Annotated in this window: 22 protein-coding genes; 8 read left to right on the top strand and 14 right to left on the bottom strand. The window is 60.6% G+C overall.

Features of this window, described 5'->3' with window-relative positions; translation table 11 throughout:
• Positions 1 to 170: 170 nt before the first annotated feature.
• From BMY45_RS24795 to ffh, 10 genes are all read right to left on the bottom strand, one after another.
• Entirely contained in the window at positions 171 to 1,541 is a 1,371-nt protein-coding gene (locus tag BMY45_RS24795) for a transporter substrate-binding domain-containing protein (RefSeq protein WP_092402676.1), read from the bottom strand.
• A 120-nt stretch (positions 1,542 to 1,661) separates the two neighbouring features.
• The gene (thrC, locus tag BMY45_RS24790; protein WP_047227507.1) at positions 1,662 to 3,071 is read right to left on the bottom strand and encodes a threonine synthase; all 1,410 of its coding nucleotides are present in this window, start codon (positions 3,069 to 3,071) and stop codon (positions 1,662 to 1,664) included.
• 146 nt (positions 3,072 to 3,217) lie between these two features.
• A complete protein-coding gene (locus BMY45_RS24785; protein ID WP_047227506.1) occupies positions 3,218 to 4,522 on the bottom strand; it encodes a homoserine dehydrogenase in 1,305 nt (434 codons plus the stop codon).
• A 132-nt stretch (positions 4,523 to 4,654) separates the two neighbouring features.
• Positions 4,655 to 5,386, bottom strand: coding sequence for a bifunctional protein-disulfide isomerase/oxidoreductase DsbC (gene dsbC / locus BMY45_RS24780; protein WP_092402674.1), 732 nt, complete (start codon positions 5,384 to 5,386; stop codon positions 4,655 to 4,657).
• Between the two features lie 365 nt (positions 5,387 to 5,751).
• The gene (gene xerD / locus BMY45_RS24775) at positions 5,752 to 6,648 is read right to left on the bottom strand and encodes a site-specific tyrosine recombinase XerD (protein ID WP_047227504.1); all 897 of its coding nucleotides are present in this window, start codon (positions 6,646 to 6,648) and stop codon (positions 5,752 to 5,754) included.
• 132 nt (positions 6,649 to 6,780) lie between these two features.
• Positions 6,781 to 7,131, bottom strand: coding sequence for a 50S ribosomal protein L19 (gene rplS, locus BMY45_RS24770; protein ID WP_003175895.1), 351 nt, complete (start codon positions 7,129 to 7,131; stop codon positions 6,781 to 6,783).
• Positions 7,132 to 7,140: 9 nt separating this feature from the next.
• Positions 7,141 to 7,950, bottom strand: coding sequence for a tRNA (guanosine(37)-N1)-methyltransferase TrmD (gene trmD, locus BMY45_RS24765; RefSeq protein WP_177193387.1), 810 nt, complete (start codon positions 7,948 to 7,950; stop codon positions 7,141 to 7,143).
• Complete coding sequence (gene rimM / locus BMY45_RS24760; RefSeq protein ID WP_047227502.1) at positions 7,932 to 8,468, bottom strand: ribosome maturation factor RimM; 537 nt, start codon at positions 8,466 to 8,468, stop codon at positions 7,932 to 7,934. The genes trmD and rimM overlap by 19 nt, the downstream gene beginning before the upstream one ends.
• 5 nt (positions 8,469 to 8,473) lie before the next feature.
• A complete protein-coding gene (gene rpsP, locus BMY45_RS24755; RefSeq protein WP_003198088.1) occupies positions 8,474 to 8,725 on the bottom strand; it encodes a 30S ribosomal protein S16 in 252 nt (83 codons plus the stop codon).
• Positions 8,726 to 8,976: 251 nt separating this feature from the next.
• Complete coding sequence (ffh, locus tag BMY45_RS24750; RefSeq protein WP_092402670.1) at positions 8,977 to 10,353, bottom strand: signal recognition particle protein; 1,377 nt, start codon at positions 10,351 to 10,353, stop codon at positions 8,977 to 8,979.
• Between the two features lie 207 nt (positions 10,354 to 10,560).
• Between ffh and BMY45_RS24745 the strand changes: the two genes are divergently transcribed.
• The 8 genes from BMY45_RS24745 (at position 10,561) to cmoB (ending at position 20,025) form a co-directional block, all read left to right on the top strand.
• The gene (locus tag BMY45_RS24745) at positions 10,561 to 11,373 is read left to right on the top strand and encodes a cytochrome C assembly family protein (RefSeq protein ID WP_092402668.1); all 813 of its coding nucleotides are present in this window, start codon (positions 10,561 to 10,563) and stop codon (positions 11,371 to 11,373) included.
• Between the two features lie 12 nt (positions 11,374 to 11,385).
• Positions 11,386 to 12,627, top strand: a complete 1,242-nt coding sequence (locus BMY45_RS24740) for an HlyC/CorC family transporter (RefSeq protein ID WP_092402666.1) — start codon at positions 11,386 to 11,388, stop codon at positions 12,625 to 12,627.
• Positions 12,628 to 13,027: 400 nt separating this feature from the next.
• Positions 13,028 to 14,341 (top strand): MFS transporter, encoded by a 1,314-nt coding sequence (locus BMY45_RS24730; protein ID WP_092402662.1) that lies wholly within the window; start codon positions 13,028 to 13,030, stop codon positions 14,339 to 14,341.
• A gap of 237 nt (positions 14,342 to 14,578) precedes the next feature.
• Positions 14,579 to 16,993 (top strand): endopeptidase La, encoded by a 2,415-nt coding sequence (gene lon, locus BMY45_RS24725; protein ID WP_092402660.1) that lies wholly within the window; start codon positions 14,579 to 14,581, stop codon positions 16,991 to 16,993.
• 209 nt (positions 16,994 to 17,202) lie between these two features.
• A complete protein-coding gene (locus tag BMY45_RS24720; RefSeq protein ID WP_092402658.1) occupies positions 17,203 to 17,595 on the top strand; it encodes a protease inhibitor I42 family protein in 393 nt (130 codons plus the stop codon).
• A 2-nt stretch (positions 17,596 to 17,597) separates the two neighbouring features.
• Positions 17,598 to 18,233: a lysoplasmalogenase gene (locus BMY45_RS24715; RefSeq protein ID WP_092402655.1), complete on the top strand. Its 636-nt coding sequence runs from the start codon at positions 17,598 to 17,600 to the stop codon at positions 18,231 to 18,233.
• Between the two features lie 95 nt (positions 18,234 to 18,328).
• Positions 18,329 to 19,072: a carboxy-S-adenosyl-L-methionine synthase CmoA gene (cmoA, locus tag BMY45_RS24710; RefSeq protein WP_092402653.1), complete on the top strand. Its 744-nt coding sequence runs from the start codon at positions 18,329 to 18,331 to the stop codon at positions 19,070 to 19,072.
• Complete coding sequence (gene cmoB, locus BMY45_RS24705; protein WP_092402651.1) at positions 19,069 to 20,025, top strand: tRNA 5-methoxyuridine(34)/uridine 5-oxyacetic acid(34) synthase CmoB; 957 nt, start codon at positions 19,069 to 19,071, stop codon at positions 20,023 to 20,025. Before cmoA ends, cmoB begins: the two co-directional genes overlap by 4 nt.
• Before the next feature lie 159 nt (positions 20,026 to 20,184).
• On the opposite strand, the gene tadA is transcribed toward cmoB, so the two are convergent.
• From tadA to ptsP, 4 genes are all read right to left on the bottom strand, one after another.
• Positions 20,185 to 20,682 (bottom strand): tRNA adenosine(34) deaminase TadA, encoded by a 498-nt coding sequence (gene tadA, locus BMY45_RS24700; RefSeq protein ID WP_092143896.1) that lies wholly within the window; start codon positions 20,680 to 20,682, stop codon positions 20,185 to 20,187.
• The gene (locus tag BMY45_RS24695) at positions 20,682 to 22,058 is read right to left on the bottom strand and encodes a multicopper oxidase family protein (RefSeq protein ID WP_092402649.1); all 1,377 of its coding nucleotides are present in this window, start codon (positions 22,056 to 22,058) and stop codon (positions 20,682 to 20,684) included. Before BMY45_RS24695 ends, tadA begins: the two co-directional genes overlap by 1 nt.
• 179 nt (positions 22,059 to 22,237) lie before the next feature.
• Entirely contained in the window at positions 22,238 to 22,525 is a 288-nt protein-coding gene (locus BMY45_RS24690; RefSeq protein ID WP_092402647.1) for a PTS sugar transporter subunit IIB, read from the bottom strand.
• A gap of 2 nt (positions 22,526 to 22,527) precedes the next feature.
• The gene (ptsP, locus tag BMY45_RS24685; RefSeq protein ID WP_092402645.1) at positions 22,528 to 25,062 is read right to left on the bottom strand and encodes a phosphoenolpyruvate--protein phosphotransferase; all 2,535 of its coding nucleotides are present in this window, start codon (positions 25,060 to 25,062) and stop codon (positions 22,528 to 22,530) included.
• Positions 25,063 to 25,131: the final 69 nt, after the last annotated feature.

Raw genomic sequence — 25,131 nt, 5'->3', positions numbered from 1 at the left:
TAGTCCGAAAACAACTGCTTGTGCACAGTAAATGACCGTGGGCCGCAGCAGAAAGTTCGTTCGCATACCGAGTCGGTACACCTCGAAGCCGTTCAATCGAGCATGCGCGTCCAATATGACAGGCAAACAACAGCTGCCGCTGGAAGAAATTTTCTCGCGAGCAGCCTGCGTCAAGCCAGCAATGGCTCAGAGCGATTCCACCGGCGCCCGACATCGATCCAGCCTCCCAGCAAACCGCGCAACTGCCCGTCGGCCCCATAAAAAGGCACCGACCAATGATAGATTTTGCGTAATCCACTCCTGAACATCAGTTGACGATCGACGAACCGGGACTGGCCGGTTCGCAGTTGTTCCATGACCTCTCCGTGCAGCTGCTCGGCAGTAGCCGGCGGGAACACCGCAGAGTCCGTCAGCCGGGTGCCCCGCAACTTTTCAAAGCGCGTCGCGAACTGCTCTTCGTAACTCTTGTTGCACATGATCAGGCGCCCTTCCAGGTCTCGAATGAAGATCGGATCGGGGATGGCATCCATCAAGGCCTTCTGGAGCATCAACTGATCATTGAGGACAGCCTCTGCCTTGAGACGCTGGTCGATCTGTATCTGCAGGCGGCGGTTCCAAAGCAGGGACAGCAGAGCGAACAACACGACCACTGTCACACACCAATAACCCCACTGGGAAATCCGCAACCAGACCGATGGCGGCTGGCCAGGAGCAATACCTGCCATCCATTTGATACGCAGCGCCCGCATTTCCTCGGCCGGAAAAGCTTCCAGTGCCTTGTTCAGAATACTCAGCAATGGGAGCAGATCCTGACGTACGGCCAGATAGTCCGGTTCCCACTTGCCCTCCAGACTTCTTCCTACTCGCAACTGTCCCGCCGGATAAAGGTGCACCCCGGTTTCGTTTTCAATGGTGGCGTGGGCCTCCCGGCTCTCCACCAGGGCCCTCGCTTCCCCGTAAGTCTTGACCGTGCGCAATTCGATGGCCGGATAGTCGCGCCGGATTTGCGCCTCCAAGGCATGCCGTGCCGGCAATGCCAGGATCTTGCCATTGAGCTGCTCCAGCGAATCGGGGACGGCCTCCCCGTCGCGTCCGACGAATACCCAGCCGGAACCGCCAAAGGCGTGGCTGAAGTTCAGAAAATCCCTGCGCTCGTCGTTCATCGCCAGCGTGGTCGTCATGTCGGCCTCTGCGTTCTCCAGCATCGCCAGCAATTGTTCAGGGGAGAACGACTCCCGATGCACAAACTCAAGGCCTGTCATGCGCGCAATACGCTGGAGAATGTCGTTGTTCAGGCCGTTCCACTGCCCATGCTCATTCTTGAACAGGTACAACGGAAACTGCATCGAGGCCACGATGACCTGCGGGTTTTGCTCGATCCACTTCAATTCCTGCGGATCCAGCACCAACCGCTCGCCGGGGCCGAACGGTGGCGTTTCGTAGGCCGCCAACTGTGCGGCGTCCACCCCCAGTGCCCAATACACCAGGACCAGGCCCATCATCCAGCCCAGGGCTGGTTTGCGTCTGATAAAAAACAACATCTGCATATCCTTCGAGATTACTCGCCCGTCCCTCCAAGGGCGAAAACCCGATCAGTTTGGCATGCAGAAACAAGAAAGCCCGTCAGGAGACGGGCTTCAAAATGTGACAAGTTTCAGCGCTCAGAGAGGCTTGCCGCGGTTGCCATGCTGACTGACAAAGGCCTGCACGGCTTTCAAGTCATTGGGCAACACGGTGCAACGCTCATCTCGCTCAAACAAATCAGAAAGGTGTGCGGGTAGTTCGAGCGCTTTTCCTACACCGGCCTTCTCCACCGCTTCCGGAAACTTGACCGGATGAGCAGTGCCCAGGATCACCATCGGGATGTCCAGACTGCGACGGCACTCACGAGCGGCTCTCACACCGATGGCCGTATGTGGATCGAGCAATTCACCGCTCTGCTCGAACACCTCGGCAATGGTCTCGCAGGTTTGCGCATCATCCACCGCCAGGGAGTCAAACAGCTTGCGCGCTTCGGTCCAGCGCTCAGGCTCGACGCTGAAACCACCGCCCTGCCGGAAGCTGTCCATCAGGCCGGCAATTGCCGCGCCATTGCGACCGTGCAGGTCGAACAGCAAGCGCTCGAAGTTCGACGACACCATGATATCCATGGACGGCGACAGCGTAGCGTGCAGGGTTTCCTTGACGTACTGGTTGCCGCTCATGAAGCGGTGCAGGATGTCGTTGCGGTTGGTGGCGACGATCAACTGGTTGATCGGCAGCCCCATGTTGCGCGCCAGATAACCGGCAAAGATATCGCCGAAGTTACCCGTAGGCACCGAGAACGATACCGAGCGGGCCGGGCCGCCCAGTTGCAGGGCCGCGTGGAAGTAATAAACGATCTGGGCCATGATCCGCGCCCAGTTGATCGAATTCACCGCGACCAGCCGCGTACCCTTGAGGAAGCTCTGGTCGGCAAAACTGGCCTTGACCATTTCCTGGCAGTCATCGAAGTTGCCTTCGATGGCGATGTTATGGATGTTGTCGCCGAAAATCGTCGTCATCTGCCGACGCTGCACTTCCGAGACACGGTTGTGCGGGTGCAGGATGAAAATGTCGACGTTCTCGCAATGCTTGCAACCTTCGATGGCGGCCGAACCGGTATCGCCGGAAGTGGCACCGACAATCACGACACGCTCGCCACGCTTTTGCAGCACGTAGTCCAGCAGACGACCGAGCAATTGCAGGGCGAAGTCCTTGAAGGCCAGGGTCGGGCCGTGGAACAGCTCCATCACCCATTCGTTACCGTTGAGCTGACGCAGCGGCGCGATGGCGTTGTGGGAAAAGACGCCATAAGTCTCTTCCAGGATTTTCTTGAAGTCGGCATCCGGAATGCTGCCGGTGACAAACGGGCGCATGACCCGGAAGGCCAGCTCGTGATACGGCAAGCCGGCCCAGGAGGCGATCTCTTCCTGGGTGAAGCGCGGCAGGTTTTCCGGCACATAGAGGCCGCCGTCCGTGGCCAGACCGGCCAGCAGGACATCTTCGAAATTCAGGGCCGGTGCCTGGCCGCGGGTGCTGATATAGCGCATGGGGGCAAACCTTTGGTTTGAGCTTCGAGCTACGGGCTACAAGCTACAAGTTAAAAGCAGCCGGGCTTCTACTTGTAGCTTGCAGCTCATGGCTTGCAGCTGTATTGACTTAACTTGCAGCTTTCAGCTTGGCGCTTGCAGCTGCTTCAATTCAAATGCTCGACGCGGATACGGACCACCGGCCCGACAACGCCCTGCAGGGCCTCCAACGCGGTGATCGCGTCGTTGATGCGCTGCTCGACCACACGATGGGTCAGCAGGATCATCGGCACCAGGCCATCGTGTTCCTCGACTTCCTTCTGCATGATCGACTCGATGTTGATGCCGCGCTCCGAAAGGATGCTCGCCACCTGAGCCAGTACCCCTGGGTGGTCCTTGGCCTGGATACGCAGGTAGTAGGCACTTTCGCATGCTTCGATCGGAAGAATCGGATGATCCGACAGCGAGTCCGGCTGGAAAGCCAGGTGTGGCACACGGTTCTCCGGGTCGGAGGTCATCGCACGCACCACATCCACCAGATCGGCCACCACCGAGGAAGCGGTCGGTTCCATGCCGGCGCCAGCGCCGTAGAACAGCGTGGAGCCGGCGGCGTCGCCATTGACCATCACGGCGTTCATCACGCCGTTGACGTTGGCGATCAAGCGATCGGCCGGGATCAAGGTCGGGTGCACGCGCAGTTCGATGCCACTGGCCGTGCTACGGGCTACGCCCAGGTGCTTGATGCGGTAGCCCAAGGCTTCAGCGTAGTTCACGTCAGCGGTGGTCAGCTTGGTGATGCCTTCGGTGTAGGCCTTGTCGAATTGCAGCGGAATACCAAAGGCGATGGACGCCAGGATCGTCAGCTTGTGCGCCGCGTCGATGCCTTCCACGTCAAAGGTCGGATCGGCTTCTGCGTATCCCAGGGCCTGAGCCTCGGCGAGCACGTCTTCGAAGGTGCGACCCTTTTCGCGCATCTCGGTGAGAATGAAGTTCCCGGTGCCGTTGATGATCCCGGCGACCCAGTTGATGCGGTTGGCCGAAAGGCCTTCGCGGATCGCCTTGATCACCGGAATGCCACCGGCCACGGCGGCTTCGAACGCAACGATCACGCCTTTTTCCCGCGCCTTGGCGAAAATCTCATTACCGTGAACAGCGATAAGCGCTTTGTTCGCGGTGACCACATGCTTGCCATTCTCGATGGCCTTGAGTACCAGCTCGCGGGCAACGGTATAGCCGCCCATCAGCTCTATGACGATGTCGATCTCAGGGTTCGTGGCCACTTCGAAGACATCGTTGGTAATCGCAATACCGGTCGTCTGGAACTGAGGCTTTGGCGTGCGCATGGCAATTTGTGCCACTTCGATTCCACGCCCGGCACGACGAGCAATTTCCTCGGCGTTGCGCTGAAGTACGTTGAAGGTGCCGCCACCGACGGTACCTAACCCACAGATGCCTACTTTGACCGGATTCACTCTTGACTCCCCATGAAACGGCCGACGCAAGGTCGGCCGTGAAATACAGCCGCGCAGCAACGCGACTTTGTGTTTAACGGCCCGACGAAGGTTTTCGCCGAGCCGTGATCTTCATAAACGCACTGCCCATGATCATTTGGCGCCAAGGGCCAGTTTGGCGACTTGTGGCGCCGGCTGGTAGCCCGGAATCACCTGACCGTCCGCCAAAACGATGGCCGGCGTACCGTTCACACCGATGGACTGACCGAGGGCGAACTGCTTGGAAACCGGGTTTTCGCACTTGGCGGCCTTGATTTCCTTGCCATCGACCATTTTGTCCATGGCCGCTTTTTTGTCCTTGGAGCACCAGACCGCCTGCAACTGCTCATCACCCGGCGAACCCAGGCCCTGGCGCGGAAACGCCACATAGCGCACTTCGATGCCGCGCTTGTTCAGCTCCGGCACTTCGGCGTGCAGCTTGTGGCAATACGGGCAGGTGGTGTCGGTGAACACGGTAATGTGGGACTTGGTTTCGCCGACCGCCGGGTAAACCACGGTTTCGGCAACAGGAATGCCATTGATCAGCTTGGAAATGCCCTGGCGCTCGGTCTTCTCGGTGAGGTTGACCGGCTTGCCCCCCTTGAGCTCGAACAGGTTGCCCTGGACGATGTACTGGCCGTCGGCGCTGGCGTAGAGCACACGACTGCCCTGGAGCTTGACTTCATACAGGCCGGACATGGGGCTGGCAGTGATGGTTTCGATCGGCACCTCCATCTGAAGGTTTTCCAGGCTCTTGCGGATAGCCTTGTCGGCCGCGTCGTCGGCGATGGCAACAGTACTGGCCAACGCGATGGCGGCGGCGGTGAACATCTGGATCAAACGCATGGGAGCTCCTGAGACGGACAAATGGGACGGGGAACGCCGACCGGCAGATTCGGGTTCCAACCGCCCACTGTGCAAACCGGCAAAGCCTACCACATAAGGCCCGCGTGGCCGAATGCCGCCGACGCAAGACAACACGCAATGCATAAGGACCGGAAACTTGTGGCGAGGCCGCTTGCTCCCGCTGTGCCCTGTAGGAGCTGGCGAAGCCTGCGATCTTTTGATCTTGATCTTTCGCTTTCGCTTTCGCTTTCGCTTTCGACTCAATGGGTAGTGGAAAGATCGCAGCCTCGTTGCACTCGACAGCTCCTACGCAGCTACACGCCCCAGCGGGAGCAAGCGCCCTCGCCACAAAAGCGATGCACCACCTATCCGCGGGGGTGGTGTTTGGCGTGCAGATCCTGCAACCGCGCCCGGGCGACGTGGGTGTAGATCTGGGTGGTGGACAAGTCGCTATGGCCCAGCAGCATCTGCACCACCCGCAGGTCGGCGCCGTGATTGAGCAGGTGCGTGGCGAAGGCATGACGCAAGGTATGGGGGGACAGTGACTTGCCGATCCCGGCCACCTTGGCCTGGTGCTTGATGCGGTGCCAGAAAGTCTGGCGGGTCATCTGTTCGCCGCGCAGGCTGGGGAACAGCACGTCGCTGGGGCGCCCGCCCAGAAGTTCATGGCGGGCGTCGCGCATGTATCGCTCGACCCAGACGATTGCCTCTTCGCCCATCGGCACCAGACGCTCCTTGCTGCCTTTGCCCATCACTCGCAGCACGCCCTGGCGCAGGTTGACCTGCTCCAGCGTCAGACTGATCAGCTCGGTGACCCGCAGGCCGCAGGCGTACAAAACCTCCAGCATGGCCCGATCGCGCTGACCGATGGCTTCGCTGAGGTCCGGCGCTGCCAGCAGCGCCTCTACATCGGCTTCGGACAGGGACTTGGGTAACGGTCGCCCCAGCTGCGGCATCTCCACGCGCAAGGTCGGATCCACCGCAATCAGCTTTTCCCGCAGTAAATAACGATAAAACCCACGCAAACCCGAGAGAAACCGTGCGGTCGAGCGCGGCTTGTAGTTCTGCTCCAGACGCCACGCCAGGTGATCGAGGATCAACTCTCGCCCGGCATTGGCCAACTCCAGGCCTTGTTCCTGCAACCAGCCATTGAACAGCGCCAAGTCGCTGCGATAGGCATCGCGGGTGTTGTCGGACAGCCCCTTCTCCAGCCACAGGGCGTCGAGAAACTGGTCTATCAGCGGGTGATCAATGGCTGGCATAAAAACTCATGAGGGATGCGTGCGTACGCGGCATCGAAATGGAAATGATGAGATGCAGGGTGCTCAAAGACCAAATCGCAGGCAACAAAAAAGCAGCCCGCAGGCTGCTTTTTTTTGCATCGGAAGCTGGACTTAAGCCAGTTTTTCCTTGATGCGAGCTGCTTTACCCGACAGGTCACGCAGGTAGTACAGCTTGGCTTTACGTACATCACCGCGACGCTTGACAGCCATGCTGTCGATTTGCGGGCTGTAGGTCTGGAAAGTACGCTCTACGCCAACACCGTTGGAGATTTTACGAACGGTGAATGCACTGTTTACGCCGCGGTTACGCTTGGCGATAACAACGCCTTCGAACGCTTGCAGACGCGAACGGTCGCCTTCCTTCACTTTCACCTGAACGACAATGGTGTCGCCCGGGGCAAAGGTAGGGATTTCTTTGGTCATCTGCTCTGCTTCGAGTGCAAGAATGATTTTGTTAGTCATGCTGTGCTCCTAAGGCAAGTCGTCGGACTTACCATCGATACGTTGTGAACTATCGTCCCGCTCGCGGATATATTCCTCGAGCAGCTTCTTCTCTTCTCCAGAAAGCGAGCGGCTTTCCAGAAGATCGGCGCGTCGTTCATAGGTCCGACCAAGGGACTGCTGTAAACGCCAACGCCGGATGTGCGCGTGGTTGCCACTTAGCAACACGTCGGGAACACGCTGATCCGCATACACCTCCGGTCGGGTGTAGTGCGGGCAATCCAGCAGACCATCCGTAAAGGAATCTTCCTCGGCGGAATCTGCATGCCCTAAAGCTCCAGGCAGCAGTCGTGTAACCGCATCGATCAGGACCATCGCCGGCAGCTCGCCGCCAGACAGTACATAGTCGCCAATCGACCACTCTTCATCGACATGAGCTTCAATAAAACGCTCGTCGATGCCTTCATAACGGCCGGCAATCAGGATCAATGCATCCGATTTTGCCAGCTCGCGTACCGCCGACTGAGTCAGCTGGCGGCCTTGGGGCGACAGGTAAATCACCTTCGCGCCCTCCCCGGCTGCGGTTCTGGCCTGAACCAGAGCGTCTTCCAGGGGCTTGATCTTCATCACCATGCCCGGACCACCGCCAAACGGGCGATCGTCCACAGTGTGATGCCGATCCGTGGTGTAGTCCCGCGGATTCCAACAGGTAAGCTGCAGCAGCTCCTGTTTCACCGCGCGGCTGGTTATGCCGTATTCGCTGATGGCGGAAAACATCTCGGGAAACAACGTGATGACTTCAACGCGCAAATTAGCCACGTTTAGAAATCCGCATCCCATTCCACCTTCATCTCGCCTGCTGCAAGGTCAACGGCCAACACGCATTGCTCGGTATAGGGCAACAGGCGTTCGCGATCATCCAGGCTGCCGACGCAAGGCTTGACCACCATGACATCGTTCGAACCGGTCTCGAGCAGGTGATCGATTTTCCCGAGCAGTTGCCCGAGGTGGTCGATGACCTTCAGACCCACCAGCTGGTACCAGTAGTACTCGCCGTCGGTCAGTTCAGGGAACAGGTTGCGTGGCACGCAGATCTCAAAACCGGCCAGAAGACGTGCTTCTTCACGATCATCGAGATCCTTGAGCTTTGCGACCAGGAACTTGTCGTTCCCACGTCCGCTGACCAGCTCAACCTGTTTCACGCTACCTTCGCGCTTGAGCGTCCAGGTTTTGTAGTCCAACAGGTTTTTGATCGGATCAGTAAAGGAATAAACCTTCACTTCGCCGCGAACGCCATGAACAGAATAGATTTTGCCGACAACGATCAAATCATCAGCATCTTTTGGCGTCGCGTTCATATTGCTCAGGCCGCAGCCTTAGCCGATTCCTTCAACAACTGAGCAACACGCTCAGAAGGTTGTGCACCAACGCTCAGCCAGTAGGCTACGCGCTCTTGGTTCACGGACAGACGAACTTCCTGACCACGGGCAACAGGGTTGAAGAAACCAACCTGCTCCTTGTGGGAACCGTCACGCGGGTTGCGGCTGTCGGTTACGGTCAGGTGGTAAAACGGGCGCTTTTTGGAGCCGCCAAGGGCAAGACGGATTGTTAGCATGTGAACATCGTTCCTGTAGTCGGTGCTGCAAATCTAAATGCACAGCGGGCATAGGTGCCCGAAAGGCCGCATATTCTAAGGAATATCCGGACTTTTGCAAATGTCTTTTTCCGGCGCCTGGCGCCGTGCGATCAAGATTTGCCATAGAGCCGTCATGAAAAACGGCAGGTCAGCTCCCGCATAGCACGGGTTTGCTGGAGATCCCCGCATCCGTGCGGGGCAACGCCGGCATGACAGCCGGCGCAGATTCTTTACATTTTCGGCATGCCGCCGCCGGGCAACATACCGCCCATGCCGCGCATCATCTTGGCCATCCCGCCCTTGGCGGAGAATTTCTTCATCATCTTCTGCATCTGCTTGTGCTGCTTGATCAAGCGACCGATGTCCTGCACCTGGGTGCCGGACCCCATGGCGATGCGGCGTTTGCGCGAACCGCTGATCAGCTCAGGGTCGCGGCGCTCGGCCGGGGTCATGGAGTTGATGATGGCTTCCATCTGCTTGAACTGCTTTTCAGCCGCGCCCTGGGCATTGCCCATTTGCGCCAGGTTCACGCCACCGATGCTCGGCAGTTTGTCCATGAGGCCGCCGAGGCCGCCCATGCTCTTCATTTGTTGCAACTGATCGCGGAAGTCTTCGAGGTCGAAGCCCTTGCCCTTCTTCAGCTTCTTGGCCAGTTTGTCGGCCTTGTCCTTGTCGAGGGTCTGCTCGGCCTGCTCGATCAGGCTGAGCACGTCGCCCATGCCGAGGATCCGCGAGGCGATACGCTCGGGGTGGAACGGCTCGAGCGCTTCGCTCTTCTCGCCCATACCGATGAACTTGATCGGTTTGCCGGTGATGGCACGGACCGACAGCGCGGCACCGCCACGGGCATCACCGTCGACCTTGGTCAGGATCACGCCGGTCAGCGGCAGCGCATCACCGAACGCCTTGGCGGTGTTGGCCGCGTCCTGGCCGGTCATGGCATCGACCACGAACAGGGTTTCCACCGGGTTGATCGCGGCATGGAGCGCCTTGATCTCGCCCATCATCTCTTCGTCGATGTGCAGGCGACCGGCGGTATCAACGATGACCACGTCGATGAATTTCAGTTTTGCTTCTTTAATAGCCGCCTGGGCGATGTCCACCGGCTTCTGGCTCAGGTCGGACGGGAAGAATGTCACGCCGATGTCGTTGGCCAGGGTTTCGAGCTGTTTGATCGCCGCCGGGCGATAGATGTCCGCGGACACCACCATCACCGACTTCTTCTTGCGCTCTTTAAGGAAGCGCGCCAGCTTGCCGGCCGTGGTGGTCTTGCCCGCGCCCTGCAGGCCGGCCATCAGCACCACCGCTGGCGGCACGGCGCTCAGGTTCAGGTCTTCGTTGGCGGCGCCCATCAGGCTTTCGAGTTCGGCCTGGACAATCTTCACGAACGCCTGGCCCGGCGTCAGACTGCGCGACACCTCGGCGCCGACGGCGCGCTCCTTGACCGAATTGACGAAGTCCTTGACCACCGGCAGGGCGACGTCGGCTTCGAGCAACGCCATGCGCACTTCGCGCAGGGTGTCTTTGATGTTGTCCTCGGTCAGCTTCGCCTTGCCGGTAACATGGCGCAGCGTCTGCGAGAGACGGTCGGTTAGGTTTTCAAACATGCGCGATCCTTTCAGGCCCAGATATGACCGGGATAATGGCGGCCCAGACCGTAAAAAGTGTGCTCGGCGAGCCTGCGGCGTGGGCAGGTCGCGGATTATAGCGAAGACTGCGCCCGGCGCACACCTCGCCGTCAGTTGCGCTGGTCTTTCGTGCGATGGGGATTCTATGCCAAACTCAGCGCCTTTCGGGCCTGCCTAACAGGATTTATGCTCCCCTTGTCACCCAGTTTGCTTGCCTCCCTCGCCGCCGCTTGTCTTTATGCCGCTGCGACCTTCTATCAAGGCTCCCGCCTGGCCACCGGCGCCAAGGCGAACAAACGCCTGCTGGTCATGCTTGGCGTGCTGGCGGTGCTCGGCCACGCGGCCAGCCTTTATACCCACCTGATGACGCCAATTGGCCTGGGCCTGGACTTCTTCAACGCCGCCAGCCTCATTGCCGTGGCCGTGATCGCCCTGACGCTGCTGGCCTGTTCACGCATCCCGGTGGAAAACCTGCTGGTGCTGCTTTTCCCGCTGGGACTGGCCACGGTGCTGCTGGCGCAATTCGCACCGTCGGGCACGGTGCAGATCATCGATGAAGAACCGGGCATCCTGGCCCACATACTGCTCTCGATCCTCGCCTACGGCCTGTTCACCATCGCGGTGTTCCAGGCCCTGCTGCTGCTGGTGCAGGATCACCAGCTCAAGCATAAGCATCCCTCCGGGCTGATCCGCAACTTCCCACCGCTGCAAACCATGGAAAGCCTGCTGTTCGGCTTCCTCTGGGCCGGCTGGACGCTGCTGTCGCTGTCGCTGCTCTCTGGCTGGTTGTTCGTCGAGAACCTGTTCGCCCAGCACCTGGTGCACAAAACTCTGCTGGCGTGCCTGGCGTGGGTAGTGTTCAGCGTACTGCTGTGGGGCCGCAACCGTCTGGGCTGGCGCGGCCATAAAGCCATTCGCTGGACCCTGGCCGGTTTCTGCCTGCTGATGCTGGCGTACTTCGGCAGCAAGTTGGTTCGTGAATACATTCTGCATGTCTGACGGACGGCTCTGATGGATAGGTTGCCCATGGGCCCGCTGTTCGCTGTACTGGTCGTGCTGATCCTCTGGTCCGCCCTGTTCACGGCCATCGAAGCCGCCCAGCAGCATTTACTGGCCCAACGCAAGGCTTCGCGCGCCGGTGACAAACCGCTGGCGAAGCTGAGCTTCCCCCGAGACAGTCTGATTCTGTGCAATACCCTCTGCCGCGCCCTCGCGGTGGTGCTCGGAACACTGCTGGCGATCTTTACCTGGTTGCAATACGGCCCCTGGGTGGCTTGGCTCGGTACCAGTGCGGCCTTGCTGGTCTTTGCCGATTACCTGCCGCGCACCCTGGCCACCCGCCATCCCGATGCGGTACTGGCGTTGGGCAACGCCTTGCTTGGCGTGCCCTTGAAGATTCTTTATCCATTTGCCTGGCTGTTGAATGGCATCAGTCAGTTGCTGCTGCGGCCGTTTGCCCGCCAGGCAAGTGCGGTACAGCAAAACGACGATGAAATGCCTGCCCCCGCGCGCAACGATCACGACCCCGAATACAACAGCGGCCGGCCGCACCCGGTTTCCGGCATCCATGCCCTGGACAACATTACCGTCAACGATATTCTCGTACCCCGCAGTGAGGTCGATGGCATCAACCTCGACGACCCCATCGGCGACATCATTGAACAGTTGCGCCTGAACCGCCGCACTCGCCTGCCGGTGTTTCACAGCGACATCAACCAGGTCGAAGCGGTGCTCAACACCCGCCAGATCCGCCACCTGCTCAAGGACGCGAGCCTGACCCAGGAAGCGTTGCTGGCTGCCTGCCACGAACCCTACTTCGTTCCCGAAAGCACGCCACTGCAGCTGCAATTGCTGAATTTCCACAAGCAGCAACGGCGTCTGGGCATGGTGGTAGACGAGTATGGTGAAGTGCTGGGCATTGTCACCCTGGAAGACATCCTTGAAGAAATCGTCGGGGAGTTCGAAAGCGAGCACAGCCTCGACAACCCCCACGTCCATCCCCAGCCTGATGGACGCCTCATGATCGATGGCGCCGCGTCGATCCGCGAGCTGAACAGGACTCTGGGCTGGCACCTGCCTTGCGAAGGCCCCAAGACCCTCAACGGCCTGGTGACCGAAGCACTGGAGACCATTCCCGAAAGCCCGGTCTGCCTGAAGATCGGCCGCTACCGCCTGGAAATCATCGAAACCGTCGACAACCGCGTCAGCCAGGTGCTGGTGTGGCACAACAGTTCGGTGCCCACAGTTTCCTGATTCCCGACGAGCTCAAGTGAAACACTGTTGTGGCGAGGGGATTTATCCCCGCTGGGTCGCGCAGCGGCCCCAAACTAATTAGCTCAGTTGCATCAGATTCAGCGCAACGTTTTTTAGGACTGCTTCGCAGTCCAACGGGGATAAATCCCCTCGCCACAAAAGCTCGCTTCGGCGTCAATAGATATTGTCGATTCGTTAGCACCCTTCCTATACTCAACCCGCTTATCCAGCGCCGCCCGAACCTTGTGCTTACCCCGCACCCAACCGGTTCCGGCCAGTCCATCGGCAAAATCTGCATCAACCCTGGGACTGTTCCTACCGGAAACAGCGCCAGCGGCCCGAGGGAGTTCGACCATAATAATTCGCTCCAATGGAGCACATGACTGTCAGGGATAACCGCATGACAACGACCACTTGCAACGAAGCTGTGTCTGCCCCGCCGACGAACTCCGCCACTCGCGTGGCGACCGCCAGTTTCATCGGCACAGCCATCGAGTTCTATGACTTCTACGTCTACGCCACGGCTGCGGCCCTGGTGATTGGGCCGGTGTTCTTCCCGCAGACTTCAGGCACGGCACAAATGCTCTCGTCCTTCCTGACGTTCGGCATCGCCTTCCTCGCTCGCCCGTTGGGCTCGGCGCTGTTCGGCCACTTCGGCGACCGGATCGGGCGCAAGTCCACGCTGGTGGCGTCCCTGCTGCTGATGGGTGTGTGTACCACGCTGATCGGGGTGCTGCCCGGTTACGCCAGCATTGGCGCCTGGGCGCCGATCCTGCTATGCGTGCTGCGTTTTGGCCAGGGGTTGGGCCTGGGCGGTGAATGGGGTGGCGCGGCGTTGCTCGCCACCGAGAACGCGCCCAAGGGCAAACGCGCCTGGTTCGGCATGTTTCCCCAACTGGGGCCCTCGATCGGCTTTCTGGCGGCCAACGGATTGTTCCTGACCCTGGCTATGACTCTGGACGACGAGCAGTTCCGTTCCTGGGGCTGGCGGATCCCGTTCCTGCTCAGTGCGGTGCTGGTGATCGTCGGCCTCTATGTACGACTCAAGCTTCATGAAACACCCGTATTCGCCGATGCCATGGCCCGCCAGGAACGGGTGAAAGTCCCGCTGATCGAGCTGTTCAGCCAGTACTGGGCGCCGACATTGCTGGGCGCCGCGGCGATGGTGGTGTGTTATGCGCTGTTCTACATCTCGACCGTGTTTTCCCTGAGCTACGGCGTGTCCACCCTCGGTTACAGCCGCGAAACCTTCCTCGGCCTGCTGTGCTTTGCGGTGCTGTTCATGGCCGCCGCGACGCCGCTGTCGGCCTGGGCCAGCGACCGCTACGGGCGCAAACCGATTCTGATCATCGGGGGTGTGCTGGCAATTGCCTCGGGGTTCCTCATGGAACCCTTGCTGACCCAGGGCACGACCGGGGGCGTGGCGCTGTTCCTGTGCATCGAGTTGTTTCTGATGGGCGTGACTTTCGCCCCCATGGGCGCCTTGCTACCGGAACTGTTCCCCACCCATGTGCGCTACACCGGCGCCTCGGCCGCCTATAACCTGGGCGGCATCGTCGGCGCTTCGGCCGCCCCGTTCTTTGCCCAGAAACTGGTGGCCATGGGCGGTTTGAGCTACGTCGGCGGTTATGTCTCAGGAGCGGCGGTGCTCAGCGTGATCGCCGTGCTGTGCCTGAAAGAGACGCGCCATAACGATTTGAACAGGGTCGCCTGACCTGAAGACTGACGCGAACCCCAAACTGCGTAGGAGCTGACGAGCGAAGCGAGGCTGCGATCTTTCCACAAACGCTCGAGGTCCAAGTGAAAGATCAAAAGATCGCAGCCTCGCTTCGCTCGACAGCTCCTACGGATGTCAAACCCGCCAATGAAATAACAGCTAACAATCGTCCACCATTGAAACCACCCCTCACCTGCCCCATCTAAGACCCATACTCCATTGCGCAGGTGCCCCATGAGCGACCAGCACTCTACCGAAGCCACGAACGATTACGCCGACCCCGAACACATCGAACACACCTCCTCCGGCACCGGCCTGGCCCTGCCCGGCCAGAACCTGCCGGACAAGGTCTACATCATTCCAATCCACAATCGCCCGTTCTTCCCGGCCCAGGTGCTGCCGGTCATTGTCAATGAGGAACCCTGGGCTGAAACCCTGGAATTGGTCGCCAAATCCGAACATCATTCCCTGGCGCTGTTTTTCATGGACACGCCCCAGGAAGACCCGCGCCACTTCGACACGTCGGCGTTGCCGCTGTACGGCACGCTGGTCAAGGTGCACCACGCCAGTCGCGAAGGCGGCAAACTGCAGTTCGTCGCCCAGGGCCTGACCCGTGTGCGCATCCGTACCTGGCTCAAGCACCATCGCCCACCGTATCTGGTGGAAGTCGAATACCCGCACCAGCCAAGCGAGCCGACCGACGAGGTCAAGGCGTATGGCATGGCGTTGATCAATGCGATCAAGGAACTGCTTCCACTCAATCCGCTGTACAGCGAAGAGCTGAAGAACTATCTCAACCGCTTCAGCCCCAACGACCCGTCGCCCCTGACTGACTTTGCCGCTGCGCTCACCTCGGCCACCGGCAGTGAGTTGCAGGAAGTGCTCGATTGCGTCCCCATGCTCAAGCGCATGGAAAAAGTGCTGCCGATGCTGCGCAAGGAAGTTGAAGTCGCGCGGTTGCAGAAGGAGATTTCTGCCGAGGTCAATAACAAGATTGGCGAACATCAGCGCGAATTCTTCCTCAAGGAGCAGTTGAAGGTTATCCAGCAAGAGCTGGGGCTGACCAAGGACGACCGCAGCGCCGATCTCGAACAATTCGAGCAACGACTGGAGGGCAAGGACCTGCCGGCCCAGGCGCAAAAGCGCATCGAAGAGGAAATGAACAAGCTCTCGATCCTGGAAACCGGCTCGCCGGAATACGCCGTCACCCGCAATTACCTCGATTGGGCGACGTCGGTGCCGTGGGGCGTGTATGGCCAGGACAAGCTCGACCTCAAGCACGCGCGCAAGGTGCTCGACCAGCACCATGCCGGATTGGGAGACATCAAGGACCGCATCCTCGAGTTTCTCGCCGTGGGTGCCTATAAAGGCGAAATCAGCGGTTCCATCGTGCTACTGGTGGGACCGCCGGGGGTGGGCAAGACCAGCGTCGGCAAGTCCATCGCCGAAACCCTGGGTCGGCCGTTCTACCGCTTCAGCGTCGGCGGCATGCGCGATGAAGCCGAAATCAAGGGCCATCGACGCACCTACATCGGTGCCCAGCCGGGCAAACTGGTGCAGGCGCTCAAGGACGTCGAAGTGATGAACCCGGTGATCATGCTCGACGAGATCGACAAGATGGGCCAAAGCTACCAGGGCGATCCGGCCTCAGCCCTGTTGGAGACCCTGGACCCGGAGCAGAACGTCGAATTCCTCGATCACTATCTGGACCTGCGCCTGGACCTGTCGAAAGTACTCTTCGTGTGCACCGCCAACACCCTGGACTCGATCCCCGGGCCGCTGCTGGACCGGATGGAAGTGATTCGCCTGTCGGGTTATATCACCGAAGAGAAGATCGCCATCGCCAAGCGCCATTTGTGGCCCAAACAACTGGCCAAGGCCGGCGTGTCCAAAGGCAGCCTGAATATCTCCGACAGCGCCCTCAAGGCCCTGATCGACGGCTATGCCCGTGAAGCCGGGGTGCGCCAGCTGGAGAAACAGCTGGGCAAACTGGTGCGCAAGGCGGTGATGAAACTGATCGACGACCCGAAGGCCGTGATCAAGCTCGGGCCCAAGGACCTCGAGGCATCCCTGGGCAAGCCGGTGTTCCGCAACGAGCAAGTGCTGTCCGGCGTCGGTGTGATTACCGGCCTGGCCTGGACCAGCATGGGCGGCGCGACCCTGCCGATCGAAGCGACGCGCATCCACACGCTCAATCGCGGCTTCAAGCTCACCGGGCAACTGGGGGAGGTGATGAAAGAGTCAGCGGAAATCGCCCACAGCTACGTCAGCTCGCATTTGAAGCAATTTGGCGGCGATCCGAAGTTCTTCGACGAAGCCTTCGTTCACTTGCACGTACCGGAAGGCGCCACCCCCAAGGACGGTCCGAGTGCTGGGGTGACCATGGCCAGCGCCTTGCTGTCCCTGGCTCGCAACCAGGCGCCGAAAAAAGGCGTGGCCATGACCGGCGAACTGACCCTTACCGGGCACGTGCTGCCGATTGGTGGAGTGCGCGAGAAAGTGATCGCGGCGCGACGGCAGAAAATCAATGAGCTGATCCTGCCGGAAGCCAACCGGGGCAACTTCGAAGAACTGCCGGACTACCTCAAGGAAGGCGTCACGGTGCATTTTGCCAAGCGGTTTGCCGATGTGGCTAAGGTGTTGTTCTGACAGTTCTGTAGCGTCCGTGCAGGCCCCATCGCGAGCAGGCTCGCTCCCACAGTGGATTTTGTGTTGTTCACAGAACTTGTGATCCACACGGCCCCATGTGGGAGCGAGCCTGCTCGCGATGGGGCCATGAGCAACAACACATCCCCATCTGACACACCCAGTAGCATCTTCGGTTATGCTCGCCGTTCGTCGTGAATGCCGGAGCCCTTATGTCCCTCACCCGCCTCCTCGTCCCTCTCAGCCTTGCCCTGCTGAGCGCCTGTGCCACGCAACCGAAACACAACGTGACCGTGGAAAAACTGAGCCAGTGCCCGGTGCAGCTCACTAACGGCCAGAACCTGATCCTGAATTTGCCCAGCAACCCCAGCACCGGTTATCGCTGGGCGATCCAGGACTCGGCCGGCGGCGTGCTGAAGGCCTTGGGACCTGAGGTTTACCGCAATCCGGAAGACGCCGGCATCGTCGGCGCGGCCGGGGTATCAACCTGGCGTTTCCAGGCATTTACGGCAGGAACCGGTCGCTTGCGCCTGACTTATCAACAGCCTTGGGCACCTGAAGTACCGCCGGTGGAAACCTTCGACTGCGCCATTTCGGTGAATTGACCATGGGTTGGCTGATCCTTGCATTGATGGGCGCGGCCACCTATGTGTATGGGCTCACAGTGCATGCCACCCTGCTGTGCCTGCTGGTCAAGCCGATGCCGGTACTGGCCCTGCTCGGCTGGCTGCACGATGCGCCACCCAGCGAATATCGACGCTGGATCAGCCTGGGATTGATTTTCTCGCTGGTGGGCGATGTGCTGCTGGCTTGGCCCGGGGATCTGTTCGTGTTCGGCCTTGGCGCGTTTCTGCTGGCGCACCTGGCCTATCTGAAAGCCTACCTCAGCGACTGTCGCCGTCCGGCGTTGCTCTCGCTGGCCCTGGCCTTGGGGCTTGGCGCAACGTTGCTGGGGATTCTGATATCGAGCGGTCTCGGGCCTTTGCTGGTCCCGGTGATTGTCTATGGCCTGGCCATCAGCGCCATGCTCTGGCGTGCGCTGGCACGATTGGGCACCGAAGTCCCCGAGCGTTCGGCCTGGCTGGCCGCTGCCGGGGCCCTGGCGTTCGTATTTTCCGACAGTGTCATTGGCATCAACCGCTTCGTGGCGCCCTTTCATGCCGCGCCTTACCTGATCATCATCAGCTACTGGCTGGGCCAGTGGGGGATTGCGGCATCAGCGTTCAGCCAAAAACCGCATTGAGCCAGCGAGCAAGCTTGCCTCCCACAAAGGCTCGCTCCCAGAGGTTTTTTGGTTAAAATGCCGGCCTTTTCACCACCCATGCCGCTGGAACTGCCGTGAGCAAAGAACCCGATCGTCTATTCGCCCAGCCCCTGGCCCAGGTGCCTGACTTCGCCTTTAACGAGGACGTGGTGCGGGTGTTTCCGGACATGATCAAGCGTTCGGTGCCGGGTTACCCGACCATCGTCGAAAACCTTGGCGTGCTCGCCGCGCAGTTTGCCCAGCCGGGCAGCGTCCTCTACGACTTGGGTTCGTCCCTGGGCGCGGTGACCCAGGCGCTGCGCCGCCATGTGCGCACCGACGGTTGCCGGGTGATTGCGGTGGATAACTCGGCGGCGATGGTCGAACGTTGCCGCGAGTACCTTAACGGCCAGGACTCGATGTTCCAGGAGTTGCTACCGGTTGAAGTGATCGAAGGCGACATCCTCGCCCTGACGTTCCAGCCGGCCTCGGTGGTTGCGCTGAACTTCACCCTGCAATTCATCGCGCCGGATCAACGTACCGCCTTGTTGAGCCGCATCCGCCAGTCCCTGCTGCCCGGCGGTGCATTGATCCTCTCGGAAAAGCTGCGCTTTAACGATGAACAAGAACACGCGCTGCTCACCGACCTGCATGTGGCGTTCAAGCGCGCCAACGGTTACAGCGAGCTGGAAATCGCCCAGAAACGCAGCGCCATCGAAAACGTCATGAAGCCCGACAGCCTCGAAGAACACCGCGAACGCCTGCTGGCGGCCGGGTTCTCGAAAGTCGTGCCGTGGTTCCAGTGTCTTAATTTTGCCTCGTTGATTGCCCTGCCATGATTGATCTGTCTCCCCTGGCCCGCCATCTGGCCGGCACCCCCCTGGCCGATTGGGCCGCGACGTTGCAAACGCAACTGGACAGCAAAATGGAAAAGGGTCATGGCGACCTGGAGCGCTGGCAGAGCGCCCTCGATGCCTTGCCAGTGCTGCAACCGAGCCGAGTCGACCTGCTGAACGGCCTGACCCTCGACACCGATTGCAGCGACGAAACCCGTGCGCAGATGCGCACCGCGCTGATGGGCCTGTCACCGTGGCGCAAAGGGCCTTTCGACCTGTTTGGCGTGCACGTTGACACCGAATGGCGTTCGGACTGGAAGTGGTCGCGGGTGGCCCCGCACCTGGACCTGACGGGCAAGCGCATTCTCGATGTGGGCTGTGGCAACGGTTATTACATGTGGCGGATGCTCGGCGCCGGGGCCGATACGGTGATCGGCGTCGACCCCAACTGGCTGTTCTTCTGCCAGTTCCAGGCGGTGCAGCGCTACCTCTCGCAGCCCAACGCCTGGCACCTGCCTTTCCCATTCGAGGCTCTGCCGCCGGAGCTGGAAGGCTTCGATACGGTGTTTTCCATGGGCGTGTTCTACCATCGCCGCTCGCCAATCGAGCATTTGCTGGCGCTCAAGGATTGCCTGGTCAAGGGCGGAGAACTGGTATTGGAAACATTGGTGATCGAGGGCGACGAACATCAGGTGCTGGTGCCCGAGGATCGCTACGCGCAGATGCGTAACGTCTGGTTCCTGCCTTCGGTCCCGGCCCTGGAACGCTGGCTGCGCCGCGCCGGGTTCAGCGATGTGCGTTGCGTCGATGTGAGCGTCACGACGGTGGAAGAACAGCGCGGCACTGAGTGGATGAAATATCAGTCGCTGAGTGACTTCCTGGATCCGGCGGACCACAGCAAGACCATCGAAGGGCTGCCGGCGCCGATGCGGGCGGTGATTGTGGCGCGTAAATAAATCGCCCCCACTGTGTGCGAGCTTCTGTGGGAATGAACCTGTGGGAGCAAGGCTTGCCCGCGATGGCGGCAGCGCGGTCTATAGCAAGACCGCGTTATCGTTCATCGCGGGCAAGCCTTGCTCCCACAGAGATTGACTCCCACATTAGGGGGCACGGTGTCAGTCTTGGGATTTGGCTCTGCGAGCCTTGAAAAACTCACTTAGCACCGCACTGCACTCTTCAGCCAGCACCCCGCCCTCGAACATCACTCGATGATTCAGGAACCCCTGACTAAAAAATTGCCCCTGGCTCTGCACGATGCCGGCCTTGGGCTCCAGGGCGCCGTAGACGACCCGGGCGATGCGCGAGTGGACGATGAGTCCGGCGCACATGCTGCAGGGCTCCAGCGTCACATAGAGGGTACTGCCCGGCAGACGATAGTTGCTGACAGCCTGGGCGGCGGCGCGGATGGCGACCATTTCCGCGTGGGCGCTGGGGTCGTGCCCGCTGATCGGGCAGTTGAAGCCGCGGCCGATGATCTCACCGTCCTGCACCAGCACCGCGCCCACCGGCACTTCCCCCAGGGCCGCGCCTTGTGCGGCAAGGGCCAGGGCTTCACGCATGAAATCCTGGTCACGGCTGCGATCAATGATCCGGGCAGGACGAATCTGGCGCATCACGCCACCTCGATGGCGGCCATCAGGCCGGTTTCCATGTGGTCGATCACATGGCAATGGAACATCCACACCCCCGGGTTATCCGCCACCAGCGCGACCTGCGCCCGCTCGTTCTTGCCCAGCAGATAGGTGTCGGTGAAATACGGGATGACCTTGTGCCGGTTGGAAGCAATCACTTTGAAGCTCATGCCGTGCAAATGGATCGGATGCTGGTACTGAGTCATGTTCTTCAATTCAAAAATGTAACTCTGGCCTTTCTTCAGCGTGGCGATTGGCCGGTCGGCGCAGGTCTTGTCGGTGATGTCCCAGGCCTTGCCGTTGATCTGCCAAAGGCTGGGCGGTTTGCCGTTGTCGACGTTGACCGACACCGAACCGACCCACTCGAAATTGAAGTTGAGTTTCTCGGCATTGGCCAGGTCGGGCTCGGCCACCGGGTTAGGTGGCAGCGCGGGCGGCCACTGGGCCGGCGCCTCGTTGTTGGGCACGGAGCGCAACGTGCCCAGGCGCACCGGGCCATTGCGCAATGACAACTCTTCCCCGGCCGGCGGCGCCTTGATCGCCAGACAAATACGCATGCCCGGCCCCAGCCAGTATTCCTTGCCCAACGGGCGCGGCTCGACAGGGTTGCCGTCCAGGGCGTAGATCTGCGCCTCGACGCCAGGAATGTTGATGCGATAAGTCAGGGTATTGTCCAGGTTCAGCAAGCGTACCCGGGTGATCTGTCCGGCTGGCAGATCAATGACCGGCAGCGGCACGCCGTTGATGGTCGACAGACGCCCGGCCGTCCCGCCACGAGCCGCTTCACGGGGAATGCTGAAGGCGACAAACTCGCCTTGCTCATCCACATGCCAGTTCTTCAGGCTCAGGGTCTGCTCGTATTTGAAGCCGGTGGGCTCGCGCTCTTCGACAATCAAGGGCCCGACAAGCCCGCGACCCAGTTCTTCGCTGCTGTTGACGTGGGGGTGATACCAGTAGCTGCCGGCGTCCGGCACGCGGAACTTGTAATCGAAATACTCACCCGGCAGCACCGGCAATTGCGAGACATACGGCACGCCGTCCATCTCCAGCGGCAACCGGATACCATGCCAGTGAATGGTGGTCGCCACCGGCAGGTGATTAATGAAGCGCACCCGCAACCATTCGCCCTGGCGCACCCGCAATTCGGTGCCCGGTGCCGACGGACCAAAGGCCCAGGCCTGGGTCTTGTGCCCGGCCACCAGCTCAACGTCCAGCGGTGCCGCGATCAGCTCATAGTCGTGACCGGCCTCGGCATCGGCCATCTTGCCCAACCAATACCGCGATGCCCCACCTGCACCCACGCCAACGACAACAAGACCGGCCAGGCCACCGAGTATTTGGCGACGGGTAAAGGACATGAACGCAACCACCTTTGAATCTGCGGCGAACCGGCAGGTCCGCAAAAGGCGAATACGATACACCCGCAGATGAGAAACAGTAAGAGCGGTTATGACCAAGGGCTGCCATCCTGCTGATGGACAATCTGTGGCGAGGGTATTGATTTCCTTGCCACAGATCGAATACCGCAGGCTCCGGCTCAGGCTTGCAAGCCGGTAATCAGATGCACCACGCCGTTTCCCAGCGTCATTACCCCGGCGACCCCGGCCGCACTCAGCCCCGGCCGGTCGATTCGTCCCACATCTCGCAATTCCACCCGCAGCCGCGTCAATGCCACCGGCTGATGGGATTTGAGGTTATCCACGCCGCCCAGCGCGGCGACGATGGCCGGTGACAGCTCATCAACCGCTGTCGCTGGCCTGGGCTCTTCCGGTACCAGGTCCGGGGTCAGGGCTTTCCAGAATGCCTGTTGCAGTTTGTCGAACATGTTCAATGCTCCATGGCCAGGGTGGCCGGACTGGCCGTGGGTGAATGAATACGCAAGAGGTCGCGCACTTGCTCGGCGCTTTCCTGGCCCAAGGCCTGTTGGGCCAGCGTACGGCATTCGCTCAGATCCCATTCACGCACGCAGGCCTTGATGGCCGGAATCAACGGCACACTGACCGATAGCTCATCCACGCCAAGGCCCAGTAACACCGGCACCGCCAAGGTTTCCGACGCCAGCGCGCCACACACCCCGACCCATTTGCCATGGGCGTGAGCGGCCTCGACCGTCCGGGCAATCAGGCGCAGCACCGACGGATGCAGGCCATCGGCCTGGCTGGCCAAGCGCGGGTGGTCGCGATCCATGGCCAGGGTGTATTGGGTCAGGTCGTTGGTCCCGATGGAGAAGAAATCCACTTCAGGAGCAAACAGGTCGGCCATCAGGGCCGCCGCCGGAACTTCGATCATGATGCCCAGCTTCGGCGTTTGCGGCAGGCCCAGGTTGCGCACTTCTTCGTCCAGCATCTGCCGCGCCACGCGCAACTCCGACAGTTGGGTGACCATTGGCAGCATGATGTGCAGCCGCGTCAGGCCCGAACAGGCGAGAATTGCCCGGAACTGTTCGCGCAACAGCTGGGGTCGCTCCAGGCACAGGCGAATACCGCGCATGCCCAAGAACGGATTGGCCTCGCGGGCCATTGGCACATAGGCCAGCGGCTTGTCCCCACCCACATCCAGGGTACGCACCACCAGATTGCGCTCGGCCCCCAGGGCCCGAGCGACGGCGCTGTACAAGGCCGCTTGCTCGTCATGACCAGGTGGGTGCGCGCGATCGAGGTAAAGCAGTTCGGAGCGCAACAACCCGACACCTTCGCCTCCCAGGGTCATGGCCTGCTCCACGTCCTGTAACGACCCCACATTGGCACTCACTTCGACTCGATGACCATCAAGGGTACGGGCCGCCAAGGCCGATTGTTCAAGGTCACGCCGCTGCCGTCGCAACTGTCGGTCACGGGAGGCCTGGAGTTGTTCAATCCGCATCGGATCTGGATTCAAGTGCAGTTCGCCGCTGTCGGCGTCCAGCAACACCGGGGTGCCGTTGGCGAGGGTCAATACCTGCTCAGGCACACCACACAACGACGGCAGGCCCAGCGCACGGGCCAGGATCGCCACATGGCTGGTAGCACCGCCACCCACCGTGACGAAACCGGCGATTCGCGAGGTGTCCAGGTTGGCGGTCTGGGATGGCGTCAGCTGCGCGGCCACCAGAATCGCCTGCTCGGGCAGATCCCAGACGTGGTCCCGTACGCCGAGAATCAGCTTGAGGACCCGATGCCCGACATCGGACAGGTCCATCGCGCGCTCGGCCAGCAGGGCACTGCCCGATTGCTGGAACTGCCTGGCGGTGGTTTCGGTCGTGGTTTTCCAGGCAAAGGCCGCACTCTTGCCTTCGACGATCAAATTCCGAGCCTGCTCCAGCAAGGTGGGGTCTTCCAGCAACTCCTGATGAGCGCTAAAAATCTGGGCCTGGACGCTGCCCGCACTCTCGCTCTGCAACGCCTTCAATGCCTGGTTGGCCTGGTTCAACGCCTGGTCCAGGAGGGCCTGCTCGATCTCGATTCCCGCGCCTGACGTCTGCACTTCCAACGCCTGGGTCGCAATCTGCACCACCACGCCTGACACCGAGCCTGGCGAGGCACACACGCCTTGCCAGCGATCAGGCGTGGGCGATTCGACGCACATGGGCACTTCTGGCGTTGGCTGCGCCCGGACGGATTCGCCGCAGCCCGCCAACAATAGTTGCGTCAGTGCCTCGAGCGCCTGTTCGGCCTGTGGACCGGCGGCACTGATCTGCAAACTGTCGCCCTGGCCCGTCTGCAACGCCATGATCGCCACCACGGATTTGGCATTGGCGCTGGCCTGCTGCTTGTGCAAGCAGATGTCCGCATCAAAGCCTTTGGCTGCCTGGGCGAACACCGCAGCGGGACGCGCATGCAGACCGCTGTCATTCGGCAGGATCAGCGCCTTGGAAAACAGCACCGAGCCCTGTTGCGCCTGTGCGTCCTGCCTTTGTGTCCCTTGACTCACCTGCAACAGCGGCTGACCGCTTTCCACACAGGACGACTGGGCCGGTATCAGGGTGAAGTCTTCGCCAGTGACCACCAGCATCAACGTCAACAGACTGCGCGCGTGCAAGGCGATGTAGTCGGCATCGAAATCGATCAGTGGTTGCCCGACCTCGACTCGTTGACCTATTTCTACCCGGGAAGTAAAGCCCTTGCCCGCCAGGTTCACCGTGTCCAAGCCGATGTGCATCAACACCTGAACGCCGTTGTCACCGGTGACACTCACCGCATGGGCGCTGTCCTGGAGCGTGCCGACGACACCGGAGAGCGGTGCGCAAAGGGTCTGCGAAGTTGGATCGATGCAGATTCCATCCCCCACTACACGGTTGGAGAAGACCGGATCAGGCACGTTGCCCAAGGGCATCAAGACCCCGGACAACGGTGCGAGCAATTGCAAAGGTTGCGTTGTGTTCATGACTTCACCTGCTGCTGTCTGTTCTTTTCGCATCGCGGGCATGGAAAGTCCAACGACCCGCGCCACACG

Source organism: Pseudomonas sp. NFACC39-1, assembly GCF_900110355.1.
Classification (GTDB): domain Bacteria; phylum Pseudomonadota; class Gammaproteobacteria; order Pseudomonadales; family Pseudomonadaceae; genus Aquipseudomonas; species Aquipseudomonas tehranensis.
Note: the sequence above shows the minus strand (reverse complement) of the source record. Positions and strands in the feature narration are given on the sequence as shown.